The sequence below is a fragment of the Streptomyces sp. NPDC002730 genome (assembly GCF_042888805.1).
Classification (GTDB): Bacteria; Actinomycetota; Actinomycetes; order Streptomycetales; family Streptomycetaceae; genus Streptomyces.
Genome location: NZ_JBIAQG010000019.1, coordinates 94,834 through 108,219 on the forward strand (window position 1 = coordinate 94,834; position 13,386 = coordinate 108,219).

A 13,386-nucleotide genomic window follows, 5' to 3' on the forward strand; every position below is an offset into this window, starting at 1 on the left:
CTAACTTGGGGTAGTTGCTCTGCTACGGATGGGGGCTCGCTGTGAGCGAAGTGCCGGGCGATGAGCGGCTGGTCGCGGGGCGCTACCGACTGCTGAGCCCGCTGGGCGAGGGCGGGATGGGCGTCGTGTGGCGGGCCCGCGACGAAGTGCTGATACGCGAGGTCGCCGTCAAGGAGGTCCGCGCCCCCGCCGGACTCGGCGGTGCCGACGAGCAGCGGCTCTACGCACGCCTGGAGCGGGAGGCATGGGCGGCGGGCCGGATCTCGCACCGCAATGTGGTGACCGTCTACGACGTGGCGACCGAGGACGGCCGGCCCTGGATCGTGATGGAGCTGGTGCGCGGGCTCGCGCTCTCCGATGTGCTCGACACGGAGGGGCCGATCGCCCCTCAGCGCGCGGCCCACATCGGCGCCGAGATTCTCGCGGCCCTGCGCGCCGCGCACGAGGCGGGTGTGCTGCACCGCGATGTGAAGCCGGGGAACGTACTCATCGCCAATGACGGCCGGGTGGTGCTCTCGGACTTCGGGATCGCCATGGTCGAGGGGACCTCCAATCTCACGATGACGGGCGAGCTGATCGGCTCTCCCGAATTCCTCGCGCCCGAGCGCGCGCTGGGGCGCACTCCGGGGCCCGAGTCGGATCTGTGGTCGCTCGGGGTGCTGCTGTACGCCGCGGTCGAGGGCAACTCCCCGTTCCGGCAGAACACTCCGCTCAGCACGCTGCGCGCCGTCGTCGACGAGGAGCTGCCGCCGCCTCGCAGGGCCGGTGCGCTGGAGCCGGTCATCGCGGGGCTGCTGCGCAAGGATCCGGCGGACCGGCTGTCGGCGGCGGAGGCCGAGCATCAGCTGCGGGTGGTGGGCGCGGGTGGCGGCGCGCGTACCGCACCTCCCTCCCCCGGTCCGTACAGCCCTACGGTGGCGGCCTCGCCGGCCGCACCGGCCCCGGGGCCTTCGTCGTTCGGTCCGCCGCCGACGCCCGCGACAACGGCGACGACGGGAGTGCCGCAGGACCGCTCGCGGCAGGCGGCCACGGCGCTGGTCGCCGGTGTGGCGGTACTGCTTCTCGCGGTCGGCGGCCTCGCCTGGGCTCTGGTCAACAAGGGCAAGGACCCGGGTGGATCGGACAACAGCAGCAGCACGGCACCCGCGGGCGGGAGTGCCGGCACCGCCAGTCCAGGCAGCACGCCCCCGAGCAGCAGCGGACCGGACGGCGGCACCACGAACGGCGGCACGGGCGCCGGTACGGACGGCGGTACGGACGGCGGGTCGGCCAACGCAGGCAATGGGTCCAACGGGGTCACTGGCGGCAACGGCGGCGCGCACACGCCGCCGCAGAGCGTGAAGGTCTACGCCCGGACCGTGCACGGAAGTTACTCGGGCAGTTGTCCGCCGCCCGAGGCGGAGGCTCCGGCCTTCAGGGCGACGATCACGGTCGGCCGCACTCCGGCGGCTGTCGAGTACCGCTGGGCGACCAGGAGCGGGGAGAGCTCCGACTCCGGCTGGAAGACGCTGGACTTCGGGGCGGGCGGCGGCAGGCAGCAGCAGGTCAACCACATCGAGCTGACCTACGAGCCGAACGGGACACACCACGACCAGATCCGGGTGGAAATCCGGAGTCCGGTCGAGGTGCGCTCCAACTGGATCGACTTCTCGGTCACGTGTGCGCAGGAGACCCCGACGGACGGGGGCTCCTACACGGCCAACACATACGGAACGACAGGGTCGGGCTGACCGTGACGGTCAGGCGTGGGAGGTGAAGACGGGCAGGTAGCCGCCGGACTGTCCGGACGAGGTGGGGTGGTAGGACTCGCTGATGTTGAGCCAGTTGAGGCTGTGCAGCCAGGCCGACCCGGAGCAGATCTCGTGTCCGTTGAAGGCGGGTGCGACATCCGCGAAGTCGTAGCCGTGGTCGGCGGCGCGCTTCGCGATGGCGGCGTTGAGGTAGTTCGCGGCCCCGTTGATCGCGGACCGTTCGTTCTCGCTCAGTCCGGCGATGCAGCTGCCGCCGAGCTTGTAGAAGCGGGGGTAGCCGAGGACGACGACCTGGGCCGCCGGGGCCTTGGATCTGATCGCCGAGTAGACCGAGTCGAGCTTGCCGGGCAGGGTCGAGTCGACGTAGCTCTTCGCCTGGTTGATCCGGTTGATGCAGCTGGACTCGGACTGCAGGACGCAGGTGGTCATGACGTCGGCGAAGCCGGCGTCATTGCCGCCGATGGTGATCGAGACGAGGTCGGTCGCGGAGTTGAGGGGGCCGAGCTGACCGGCCGTGACATCACCCGTACGAGCGCCCGAGCAAGCGGTGAACCCGAACGACGAGGGTGAATGCGCGGCCGCCCAGAGCTTGGGATAGGCACGGCTGCTGCGCTTGCAGTTGCCGCTTGCGCTGTCGTAGCTGCCGGCCCCGAGACCCGATGAGTAGGAGTCGCCGAGGGCCACATAGTCGAGCGCCAGGGCGGTGTCCGACGCTTGCGCCTGGCCGGCTCCGGTGAGAGCGAGGACGGCGCCGAGGAGGAGTGAGGATGAGAATGCCGCGATTCGGGACAGTTTCATGGAACCTCCCTTTAGCAGGATCTCTGCCACAACTTTCGTAGCAGGCCCCATACTTCACCGGAAGTGTCCATGCCAAGACTTTTCCGTGAGAACTTCTTGACGGAGCGTCGGCGACTGCGCAGCATTGAGACCTGGCATCCGACGCCTTGGGGGGCAAGTCGGTCATGCAGAACTTCAGAGACAAGCCGACAGCTGTCCGGACAGACCTGCTGCCGGTGCTCGCGGGCATCGCGGTCGCCATCTCGGGGGTGGGCGTCGCGCTGGCGCTCGCCGACGTCCAGTCGCCGCTGCGCGCGCCGTTCATCCTCTTCTTCCTGTTCGCCGGACCGGCCTGCGGCATCGCCGCGGCGCTGCCACGGCCGGCCCCGGCGGCCCGCGCCACCACTGCAGCGGCCGGGGCGCTCGTCATCGATCTGCTGGTGGCTCAGACCAGGTCGTCCCCGCACACCCTGACGGTCGGCGGAGGGATCATCGCGGTGGCCGCGATCACCGCTCTGCTCTTCCTCTGGGCACTGGGCCGGCGAATGCGGCAGCCGGAACTCATCAACCCGGCGGATCGATTGACGAAAGGGATCAAGAAGATCCGATCGGGACGGTTCCACATCTGACCACCGAAGTGGTACCAAAAAAGTAAAAAAGCGGGGTCATGTCCCAGGTCTTGCCATACAGTCCTAATCATCAATACCGTCGTACATCCACCCGCAACGGTTCATCATGCAAAGCGGCTCTAGGGGAGGGCTCAAGCGTCGCGATGGATCCGGAGCGGGGCGCGGTAGGGGGGTGCCGTGCTCGGTTTTCGCGCTCATTCCGAGCCGTACACCGCGCGGCCTGTTTTGCCAGCTCACCCAACCAGGTAGGGAGCGTTATGCCGTCATGGCCGGGGTGAGAAGTACCCCCCTTTCAAACCGGAAACTCATCCGGACTGCCCGGGGGCGGGCGGTCCACCGGTGGAGAGGGAAACAGACTCATGAGCTCAGTCCTGCGCCCGGCCGCTCCGGGGCAAGATCCGTTCACCGAACCGTCGCACCACGCACCGTCGCACCATGAGGACAGCGCCGAAACAGCCATTGATCCGGAAGGGCCGGTGCGCGGAGTCGGCCGAATATCCGCCAACTACCGCCCGATCTCCTCGCATCTCGCGATCACTCCGCCCGTGAGCGTCGTGATCCCCGCCATGAATGAGGCGGAGAATCTTCCGTACGTCTTCAAGACCCTTCCCGACTGGATTCATGAAGTCGTTCTGGTCGACGGGAATTCCAGCGACAACACCGTCCAGGTCGCCCGCGAACTGTGGCCGGACGTCAAGGTCGTGAAGCAGGTCGGCAAGGGCAAAGGGGATGCCCTCATCAGCGGATTTGCCGCCTGCACCGGCGACATCATCGTGATGGTCGACGCCGACGGTTCGGCGGACGGCCAGGAGATCGTCTCGTATGTCTCCGCACTGGTCTCCGGCGCCGATTTCGCCAAGGGCTCGCGTTTCGCCAACGGCGGTGGCACCGACGACATGACTCCGATCCGCAAGCTCGGCAACTGGGTGCTGTGCGCGGTCGTCAACGCCAAGTTCGGGGCCCGCTACACCGATCTCTGCTACGGCTACAACGCCTTCTGGAAGCACTGCCTGGACAGCATCACGCTGGACTGCACCGGCTTCGAGATCGAGACCCTGATGAACATCCGGGTCGTCAAGGCCGGGCTGCGGGTCCAGGAGGTCCCCAGCCACGAGTACCTCCGCATCCACGGCGTCAGCAACCTCAGCGCCGTACGGGACGGACTGCGGGTCCTCAGGGTGATACTCAAGGAGAAAGGCGTAGGAAGAGCAGCCCGCCGACGTGCGTCGGCGACGCTCAGCCTCAGGATTCCGCGGGGAGAGGCGTCTTGAGCGACCGCGCCTTCTCCGTGGTGATCTGCGTCTACACCGAGGACCGCTGGGAGGACATCCTGGCGGCCGTCGACTCGGTACGGGCCCAGTCACTGCCGGCTCTCGAGACGCTGCTCGTGGTCGACCACAACGCGGCGCTGCTCGAACGGCTCGGCAAGGAGTACAAGGAAAGCGCGGCAGACGGTGAGGAGGTGCGGGTGCTCGCCAACGCGGGCCCCCGCGGCCTCTCCGCCGGCCGCAACACGGGGATCGCCGCCGCCCGCGGCGAGTTTGTCGCCTTCCTCGACGACGATGCCGTGGCCGAGCGTGACTGGCTGCGGTACTTCGCCGAGGGGTACGACGACCGGCAGGTGATGGCCGTCGGCGGGCGGACGATGGCCGCCTGGGCATCGGGCCGCCGACCGGTCTGGTTCCCCGAGGAGTTCGACTGGGTCGTCGGCTGTACCTACCGGGGGCTGCCGCCCGGCAAGGTGCGCGTCCGTAACGTCCTGGGCGGCAACGCCTCCTTCCGGCGCAGCGCCTTCGACGCCTCGGGCGGCTTCGCCACAGGGATCGGACGGGACGGCGACAAACGGCCGCTGGGCTGCGAGGAGACCGAGCTGTGCATCCGGCTCGCCAAGGCGCTGCCGGACGCGGTGCTCCTGATCGACGACCGCGCGGTGATCCACCACAAGGTGCCTGCCGTCCGGGAGCGGTTCGGCTACTTCCGCACCCGTGCCTACGCCGAGGGCCTCTCCAAGGCGCTCGTGGCCCGGAGTGTGGGCGCGGCCAAGGGACTCGAGTCCGAGCGCCGCTACACCACGCGGGTCCTGCCGGCCGGAGTCGTGCGCGGGCTGCGCGACATGGTGCTGGGGCGGCGGGGCGGTGCGGGCCGGGCGGGCGCGATCGTCACCGGGGTCGCGGCGGCGGCGGGCGGCTATGTGGTGGGGAGCGTGCGGGCCCGCCGGGGCGGCGCCACGTTCTCGTCCGGTCCCCTTGCTGCATCGCGAGGTGAACCCGAGTGAACCAGCCGGTGCCCATTCTGATGTACCACGCGGTCGGACACCGGCCGGCGAAGGCCGCGTACGGTCTCTCCGTCTCGCCCGACTCCTTCGCCGAGCAGATGGAGCTGCTCGGCGAGCGCGGGTTCACACCGGTCACCACCGCTCAGCTGGGCGCTGCCTGGCGGTCGGGCGGCGGCCCGTTGCCGCGCCGCCCCGTGCTGATCACCTTCGACGACGGATACGAGGGTGTGCACCGGCACGCCCTCCCCGCCCTCGCCAAACACGGCTTCGTGTCGACGCTGTTCATCTCGACCGGGTGGCTGCGCGGCGCCTACGACGAGGGCGGTGCGCTCGACACCATGCTCGACTGGGACCAGGTGCGCGAACTGGCCGCCGCCGGCACGGAGATCGGCGGCCACACCCACACCCATCCGCAGCTCGACCAGCTCGACGACGGCCGCCTCTGGTACGAGACGGTCCGCTGCCGGGACATCATCGCCGACGAACTGGGCACCGGGCCGGTCTCCTTCGCCTATCCGTACGGCTACTCCAGCCGCCGGGTACGGCGTACGGTCCGCGCGGCCGGTTTCGCGCAGTCGCTCGCCGTGGGCAACGCTCTCGCCGTGCGCCGGCAGGGGCCGTACGCCCTGGAGCGGGTGACCGTGCGGCGCGGCACGGACATCGAGGAGTTCGAGCGGCTCGTCGTCGGCAGATCCATCGCCCGGAACTTCGCCAAGGACCGTGCGATGACCAAGGGTTACGCGCTGGTGCGCGGGGCCCGCAGGACAGGCGGGCTGCTCCGCCGGGCCGGTGGGCAGCTCCGCCGGGCCGGTGGCTGATGCCGGAACCGGCCGCCGGCCGCCGGCCAGCCCCGGGCGCGCCACCGGTCAAAACACCGTGCGCTCAGCGGCCCCGTGCCGGATCATGGGCGCATGTCTGCCAAGCCTCAGGACGCTCTGCCGATCCGGCTCAACGTCGACGACAGCGATTCGCCTTCGGATGTCGTCGACGCGCTGTTCCTCGGCCGCTTCGCGACGGGCGAGCAGCCGTACTCCCACAGCTCCACCATCGACCGCGTCAAGCCCGGCGCCACACTGCTGCCGCCGGCCGCCTCCGTACTGCGCTCCGCGCGCGACGACGACCGCAGCGCCACTCTCGCCGAGGGGGACGGCTGGACGCTGCTGGTATCCCGCTGGAACCGCGGCGCCGACGTCACCGTCACGGCGGTCAGCTCCGAGCTGGCCGAGAAGGTCCTGGGCCAGGCGACGGACGGCGCCCACGACGAGCCGGAACCGCAGCCGGAGAACGTCACCATGGGGTTCTGGTACGTCTCGCCGCGGCGCGGTCCGCACCGCACCACGCGCCAGATCGCCGCGGGCACCTGGGAGGAGGTCCGGCCCAACTACACGGCGCCGGTGGCCGATGCGATGGACCAGCTGATGAAGGTCACGCCGGACGACATCTCCGGCCGGCTGCTCCTGCTCCACGGCCCGCCGGGCACCGGCAAGACCTCGGCGCTGCGGACCCTGGCCCGCTCCTGGCGTGACTGGTGCCAGGTCGACTGCGTACTGGACCCGGAGCGGCTCTTCAACGACGTCGGCTATCTGATGGACATCGCGATCGGCGAGGACGAGGGCACGTCGAAGGGCCGCTGGCGGCTGCTGCTGCTCGAGGACTGCGACGAGCTGATCCGCGGCGAGGCCAAGCACACCGCGGGCCAGGCGCTGTCCCGGCTGCTGAATCTCACGGACGGCCTGCTGGGCCAGGGCCGTAACGTCCTGGTGGGCGTGACGACCAACGAGGACCTGGAACGCCTCCACCCGGCGGTGGTCCGCCCGGGGCGCTGTCTGGCCCGGATCGAGGTGGGCTCGCTGACCCGCAAGGAGTCGGTGAACTGGCTGGGCACGGAGGAGGGCGTGGGCCGCGAGGGCGCGACGCTGGCCGAGCTGTACGCACTGCGGCGCGGCAGCAGCCCGGCCTCGGTCCCGGCCCAGAACGACGGCGCGGACGCGGGCTTGTATCTGTGAGCAGGGGCGGTGCGTCGTGAGCGCGACGCACCGCTGTCGTACGGCGTGAGCGGGACGGCGCGAGTACGGTGCCGCCGTCGGCGTACAGCACGAGCACGGACGGCGCGAGCACGGACGGCGCGAGCACGGACGGCGCGAGCACGGCGCCCGCCGTCGCGCAGCGTTCACCTGGCGCCCCGCCGTCGTACAGCGCGAGCACGGACAACGGGAGTACGAACACCGCGAGCACGGACCGCGAGCACGGACGCCGCGAACACAGCACCCGCCGTCGCGCAGCGTTCACCTGGCGCCCCGCCGTCGTACAGCGCGAGCACGGACGGCGCGGGTACGCCGCCGCGCTTCGTATGGCGAGAGCCCCGTCGGCGCGAGCCCACAGCCGCGCCACCGCTCGGCGTGGGCCCGGACGCGTAAGCCCGGGGCCCGCAAGCGGCGGCGGACTCCTCCTACTGCCCGTACGCCGCGCGCAGCGCGTCCTCCACCGCCGACTGCGCGGCGGCGCGGGTCAGGCCCAGCCGATGCGCCTGCTCGGCGTACGCCGCCGCGGCCGCGGCCGTCCGGCGCTCGGCCGCGTCGCCCGCAGCCGCGATGAACGTGCCGTTGCGGCCTCGGGTCTCGATCACTCCGTCGGTCTCCAGCGCGCGGTACGCCTTGGCAACGGTGTTGGGGGCGAGCCCGAGGTCCTCGGCAAGCCCGCGCACAGTCGGCAGTTTGTAGCCCACCGGCAGTGCGCCCGACCGCGCCTGCTCGGATACCTGGGTACGCAGCTGTTCGTACGGAGCGACATCCGCATCGGCATCAATGGCGATCTTCAAAGTCACCCGCCGATTCTCTCTCACCGCCGGAAAATGAGAGGCGACGCCACCCGGCGGGCACGTACCGTCCCTTCCCATGACCTTGATCGTCCGCGATTTCAGCCTCGATGACGCCGCATCGGTGTCCCGCGTCAGGCGTGCCGCGCTCCCTTACATGGTGACGACACCCGAGGCCGTCGCCTTCGGTGTGCAGTCCGCCAACCCGGCCAAGAAGTACCGGCTGTTGATCGCCGAGAAGGACGGGGAGATCATCGGCACGGCCCATGTCGGCATCGCGTACGACTCCGGTGAGCCGGGTCAGTCGTTCGTCACTCCGCATGTCCACCCGGAGCACCGCGGCCAAGGCGCGGGGGCGCTGATTCTGCGCGCCGCCGAGGAGCATCTGACGGCCGAGGGCGCGAGGACCGTCTACGCCTGGGTGATGGACGAGCCGGAGTCCCGCGCCTTCGCGGAGAAGCACGGCTACCGGCCGACCCGTCCGGCCCACTTCCAGCGTCTTGACCTGACGAACGGCACGCTGCCGCCGCTGCCCGAGCTGCCCGCGGGCGTCGAGCTGGGTACCGCCGCGGACTTCGAGGCCGATCCGCGGCCGATGTTCAGGGCCGATGCCGAGGCCACGTCGGACGAGCCCAGCGACATCGGCGCGGACTTCGACGACTACGACGACTGGATCACCCACACCTGGAACAACCCGCTGCTCGACCGCGATCTGAGCACGGTCGTGCTCGTGGACGGCGACGTCGCTGCCTTCACAGCGGCCCACTCGGACGGCAGCACCCGCTATATGTCCGGCATGACGGGCACGCTGCGCGCCCACCGCGGGCGGGGATTCGCGAAGCTCGCCAAGACGGACTCGCTGCGCCGCGCCCGCGCCGCTGGCTACACGGAGGCGTTCACCAGCAATGACGCGGGCAATGGCCCCATGTTGGCGATCAACAAATGGTTCGGCTACGAGATCTGCGCGACGGAGGTACGTCATGTCCGCACCCTCGGTTGAGGTGCGGCTGGTCAAGGCCGGCCGGACCAAGATCCGCTATCCCGCCGAGCTGGTCGAGGACAACGGCGACCGCGTCACGGTCCGCGCGCCGTGGGCGGGTGCGGGGACGCGCGACTTCGGCTTCGTACGGTTCGAGCCGGGCGATGTCTTCACCGAGTACTACTGGCGGGACCGCTGGTACGCGGTGAAGGAGGTCCGCGCCGGGGACGGCACGCTGAAGGGCTGGTACTGCGACATCACCCGCCCTGCCGTCCTCGACGGCGGCGAGCTGGTCGTCGAGGACCTGGACCTCGATCTGTGGGTGTCGGCGGACTTGGCGTCCGTACTGCGCCTGGACGAGGACGAGTTCGAGGAAAGCGGCCTCGCCACCCGTGACCCCGAGGCGGCGGACCGCGCCGTCCGGGCACTTGACGAGCTCGAACTCCTCGCCCGTGACGGCGAGTTGACCGGACTGCTCGGTCACACCGGCTCGTAGGCCGCACTCGCGGGCTCACTCAGTGGTCCGATGGCCGGACCGGCGACTTGCGATAGTGAATCCGGTCGTACGGTCCGTCCACGCGCCGCTCCACCACCTCGTACCCGTACCGCGGATAGAGCTGCTGGTTCTCCCACATCAGCGCGTTCGTATACAGCCGGATCTCGCTCAGGCCCAGCTCAACCGCGTACTCCTCGGCAAAGATCAGCAGCCTGCGGCCGAGTCCCGTGCCATGGGCGCCCGGATGGACGGCGATCGACTCCAGGAGCAGATGGCCGGCCTCCGGGACCAGGACGATGACTCCTCGAACCGGATCGCCGACCACGAACACCCGCCCCGCCGCCACCTCGGCCGCGTGGTCCGCCTCCATCGGGGCGGGCACGACGCCGATCCGTTCGATGTAGTGGTGGTAGGCCGCATCGGTCACGGCCTTCACCAGCGGTACGTCGTCCAGGGCGGCGGGACGGATGTCATCGGTCATGCCGACACGTTACGGCGGCTCCGTACGATCAACTTCTTCAGCCAGGGCCACGCCACCAGGAGCAGGATCACGGCGTACACCGTCACCGAGAACGGCGTGTTGACAAGTCCGCTGACGCTGCCGTCGCTGATCTGCAGCGCACGGCGCAGCTGCTGCTCCGCGGCCGGGCCGAGAATGACACCGATCACCGCCGGCAGCACGGGAAGTCCGTACCGCCGCATACCGAAGCCGATCAGACCGATGATCAGCAGGATGACCAGGTCGAGCGCCTCGCCACCGACCGCGTACGCGCCGACCGCCGCGAAGAACATGATTCCCGCGTAGAGGTACGGGCGCGGGATGCGCAGCAGCTTCGCCCAGACCGGCGCCAGCGGCAGGTTCAGCGCAAGCAGCAGCACCATGCCGACGAAGAGAGAGGCGATCAGACCCCACACCAGGTCTGGCTCGCGCTCGAAGAGCAGCGGTCCCGGCTGGATTCCGTACTGCTGGAAGGCGGCCAGCATCACGGCCGCGACGGCGGTCGTGGGCAGGCCCAGCGTCAGCATCGACACCAGGGTGCCCGCCGCCGAGGCCGAGGCCGCCGACTCCGGTCCTGCCACACCCTCGATGGCGCCCTTGCCGAACTCCTCCTTGTGCCTGGAGAGCCGCTTCTCGGTGACGTACGAGAGGAAGGTGGGGATCTCCGCGCCGCCGGCCGGGATCGCGCCGAACGGGAAGCCGATGACCGGACCGCGCAGCCAGGACTTCCAGGTGCGCCTGACATCGGACTTGGCGAGCCAGGGCCGGCCGACCGGGATGGCTTCTCCGCTGCTGCGCCGCAGATGGGCCGCGACCCACAGTGCCTCGCCGATCGCGAAGAGACCGACCGCGACAATCACGACGTCGATGCCGTCGGCGAGCTGGAGCGAGCCGAAGGTGAGCCGCTGCTGGCCGGTCATCTGGTCCAGGCCGACGAGGCCCAGGGTCAGACCGATGAGCAGCGACGCGAGCCCGCGAATACGGGACGAGCCCAGTACCGACGTCACCGCGATAAAGGCCAGCACCATGATCGCGAAGTAGTCGGGTGCGCCGATGTCCACGGCCAGTTCGGCGACGGTCGGGGCGAGTACAACCAGAAGGATGGTGCCGATCATGCCGCCGGCGAAGTGTCCGACGGCAGCGGCCGCGAGGGCCTGTGCGCCGCGTCCGGCCTTCGCCATGGGATTGCCTTCGAGGGCGGCGACCACGGCGGCGCTCTCACCGGGCGTGTTGAGCAGGATCGACGTCGTGGAACCGCCGAACATCGCGCCGTAGTAGATGCCGGCGAACATGATGAACGCGCCGGTCGGTTCGAGTCCGTACGTCACCGGCAGCAGCAGCGCCACCGCCATCGCCGGGCCGATTCCGGGCAGTACGCCGATTGCCGTGCCGAGCAGCACGCCTATCGCCGCCCAGAGCAGATTGACGGGGGTCAGCGCCGTGCCGAAACCGTCGATGAGGGAGTTGAGAGAGTCCATCGGCTAAAGCACTCCCATCAGCGGGCCACCCGGCAGCGGAACACCGAGCAGGTTGTTGAAGACGAGGTAGGTGACCAGGGAGAGGGCCGCGGCGATCAGCGGATCGCGGTCGACGTGGCGGCTGCCGAGGGCGAAGGCGGCGCCCCAGAAGAGCAGGGCTCCGGCGATGGGGAAGCCGACCGGGCCGACGAGTACGGCGAAGGCGAGGAAGACGCCCGCGAGGAGCAGCACCGTACGCCAGTCGCTCGGTTCACTCAGGTCGATGTCCTCGCCGCCCTCGGCCTCGCCGCGGCCGCCGCGCAGTACGTCGACGGCGAGCAGTGCGGCGACGACCAGCAGGCCGATGCCGACGACGACGGGGACGGTCTTGGGACCGACGGGCCCGCGCTGCGCCATGTCGACATCCATCGTCAGCGCGTCGGTGAGGACGAGCGCGCCGATGACGAACAGCAGGGCGCTGACGCCGAGTTCGGAGTATTCGCGCAGCCAGTCCCGCCAGGAGCGGTGCACGGCCGGGGCTTCGTTCTCTGTTCCGGTATCTGTCGTCACAGCCCGAGCTCCTTCAGCACCGAGTCCACGCTCTTGTCCTGTTCATCCAGGAAGTCACCGAACTTGTCACCGGCGAGATAGGCGTCGTCCCAGCCGTTCTTCTTCATCGACTCCTTCCACTGCGGGGAGTCGTGCAGCTTCTCGACGAGGCCGACGAGCTTGTCGCGTTCGGCGCCGGAGAGGCCGGGCGGGGCGACGATGCCGCGCCAGTTGGTGAAGTCGGTGTCGAGTCCGGCCTCGCGCAGGGTGGGGGCTTCAAGGCCGGGGACGCGCTCGGGTCCGGTGACGGCGAGCAGCCGCAGCTCGCCCGCCTTGATCTGGTCGAGGTACTCGCCGACGCCCGAGACACCGAAGGCGACCTTGTTGCCCAGGATGGATGCGAGGAGCTCCCCGCCGCCGTCGAAGGGGATGTAGTTGACGGTCTTCGGGGCTATCCCGGCGGCCTGTGCCATCAGCATCGGCGCGAGATGGTCCGGGCCGCCGGGCGAGGATCCGCCGCCGACCGGCAGCTTTCCGGGGTTCTTCTTCCAGGCCGCGAGGAGATCCTGAATGGTCTTGTACGGCGAGTCCTTGCTCACCACCACGATGTCCTGCTCCTCGGTGAGCCGGGCGATCGGGGTGGTGTCGGCGAGGGTCTTCGGCGACTTGTTGGTGTGTACGGCGCCGACGACACCGAGGCCCATGGACATGGCGAGCTTGCCGTTGCCGTGCTCGCCGACGAGCCGGGTCAGACCGACGGTGCCGCCGGCGCCCGGCAGGTTGAACACCTCGATGTTGTGGGTGAGTTCGGCGTCCTCGGCATTCTTGGCGGCCGTACGCGCGGTGATGTCGTAGCCGCCGCCGGGCGTGTTGGGGACCATGAAGCGCAGGCCGGGGATCTGCGTACCGGTGTCGGAGCCGCTGCCTGCGGTGAGCAGCGGCGGCCCCACGAGCACCAGCAACGCCGCCCCGAGCAGGGCGAGGGGAGTGCGCAATCGCACGTGTGCCGCCTTTCCGGGAGATGGGGAGAGGTGTGACGTGGCCCACATGTTGCCTGCGCGTTAAGCTTGTTCTTTATCTACCAGGACCTACCGGGTCTGCCGATGGCCTTGAGGGTCTCGGGGCGTTTGACGGTCTTGCCCACGTCATAGCGGGGTGC

The 13,386-nt window shown here is 69.7% G+C and carries 14 protein-coding genes; 8 read left to right on the forward strand and 6 right to left on the reverse strand.

Features of this window, described 5'->3' with window-relative positions:
• Positions 1–41: 41 nt before the first annotated feature.
• Positions 42–1,730 (forward strand): serine/threonine-protein kinase, encoded by a 1,689-nt coding sequence (locus tag ACFYXH_RS37680; RefSeq protein ID WP_389573060.1) that lies wholly within the window; start codon positions 42–44, stop codon positions 1,728–1,730.
• Between the two features lie 9 nt (positions 1,731–1,739).
• Here ACFYXH_RS37680 and ACFYXH_RS37685 read toward each other — a convergent pair whose 3' ends face one another.
• On the reverse strand, positions 1,740–2,549 hold the full coding sequence (locus tag ACFYXH_RS37685) for an SGNH/GDSL hydrolase family protein (RefSeq protein ID WP_389573063.1): 810 nt from the start codon (positions 2,547–2,549) through the stop codon (positions 1,740–1,742).
• 164 nt (positions 2,550–2,713) lie between these two features.
• Here ACFYXH_RS37685 and ACFYXH_RS37690 point away from each other — a divergent pair, with 164 nt between their 5' ends.
• From ACFYXH_RS37690 to ACFYXH_RS37710, 5 genes are all read left to right on the forward strand, one after another.
• Complete coding sequence (locus ACFYXH_RS37690; RefSeq protein WP_389573066.1) at positions 2,714–3,157, forward strand: hypothetical protein; 444 nt, start codon at positions 2,714–2,716, stop codon at positions 3,155–3,157.
• Between the two features lie 359 nt (positions 3,158–3,516).
• Positions 3,517–4,428, forward strand: coding sequence for a glycosyltransferase family 2 protein (locus ACFYXH_RS37695; RefSeq protein WP_389573068.1), 912 nt, complete (start codon positions 3,517–3,519; stop codon positions 4,426–4,428).
• A complete protein-coding gene (locus ACFYXH_RS37700; protein WP_389573071.1) occupies positions 4,425–5,432 on the forward strand; it encodes a glycosyltransferase family 2 protein in 1,008 nt (335 codons plus the stop codon). The genes ACFYXH_RS37695 and ACFYXH_RS37700 overlap by 4 nt, the downstream gene beginning before the upstream one ends.
• 20 nt (positions 5,433–5,452) lie before the next feature.
• Entirely contained in the window at positions 5,453–6,250 is a 798-nt protein-coding gene (locus ACFYXH_RS37705; RefSeq protein WP_389573094.1) for a polysaccharide deacetylase family protein, read from the forward strand.
• Between the two features lie 93 nt (positions 6,251–6,343).
• A complete protein-coding gene (locus ACFYXH_RS37710) occupies positions 6,344–7,438 on the forward strand; it encodes a DUF5925 domain-containing protein (RefSeq protein ID WP_362689689.1) in 1,095 nt (364 codons plus the stop codon).
• A gap of 443 nt (positions 7,439–7,881) precedes the next feature.
• Here ACFYXH_RS37710 and ACFYXH_RS37715 read toward each other — a convergent pair whose 3' ends face one another.
• Positions 7,882–8,256 (reverse strand): GntR family transcriptional regulator, encoded by a 375-nt coding sequence (locus ACFYXH_RS37715; RefSeq protein WP_389573073.1) that lies wholly within the window; start codon positions 8,254–8,256, stop codon positions 7,882–7,884.
• A 70-nt stretch (positions 8,257–8,326) separates the two neighbouring features.
• Between ACFYXH_RS37715 and ACFYXH_RS37720 the strand changes: the two genes are divergently transcribed.
• Positions 8,327–9,247 carry a GNAT family N-acetyltransferase gene (locus ACFYXH_RS37720; RefSeq protein ID WP_389573075.1) on the forward strand — a complete coding sequence of 307 codons (921 nt, stop codon included), beginning with the start codon at positions 8,327–8,329 and terminating at the stop codon, positions 9,245–9,247.
• A complete protein-coding gene (locus ACFYXH_RS37725) occupies positions 9,228–9,722 on the forward strand; it encodes a DUF402 domain-containing protein (RefSeq protein ID WP_389573078.1) in 495 nt (164 codons plus the stop codon). The genes ACFYXH_RS37720 and ACFYXH_RS37725 overlap by 20 nt, the downstream gene beginning before the upstream one ends.
• A gap of 19 nt (positions 9,723–9,741) precedes the next feature.
• Here the strand turns inward: ACFYXH_RS37725 and ACFYXH_RS37730 are convergent, their stop codons facing one another.
• From ACFYXH_RS37730 to ACFYXH_RS37745, 4 genes are read right to left on the reverse strand one after another with little or no spacing between them, the layout of a single operon-like run.
• Positions 9,742–10,203, reverse strand: a complete 462-nt coding sequence (locus ACFYXH_RS37730; protein ID WP_389573080.1) for a GNAT family N-acetyltransferase — start codon at positions 10,201–10,203, stop codon at positions 9,742–9,744.
• Positions 10,200–11,699 (reverse strand): tripartite tricarboxylate transporter permease, encoded by a 1,500-nt coding sequence (locus ACFYXH_RS37735; protein ID WP_389573082.1) that lies wholly within the window; start codon positions 11,697–11,699, stop codon positions 10,200–10,202. Before ACFYXH_RS37735 ends, ACFYXH_RS37730 begins: the two co-directional genes overlap by 4 nt.
• Positions 11,700–11,702: 3 nt before the next feature.
• On the reverse strand, positions 11,703–12,248 hold the full coding sequence (locus tag ACFYXH_RS37740) for a tripartite tricarboxylate transporter TctB family protein (RefSeq protein WP_389573085.1): 546 nt from the start codon (positions 12,246–12,248) through the stop codon (positions 11,703–11,705).
• Entirely contained in the window at positions 12,245–13,228 is a 984-nt protein-coding gene (locus ACFYXH_RS37745) for a Bug family tripartite tricarboxylate transporter substrate binding protein (protein WP_389573087.1), read from the reverse strand. The genes ACFYXH_RS37740 and ACFYXH_RS37745 overlap by 4 nt, the downstream gene beginning before the upstream one ends.
• Between the last annotated feature and the right edge of the window lie 158 nt (positions 13,229–13,386).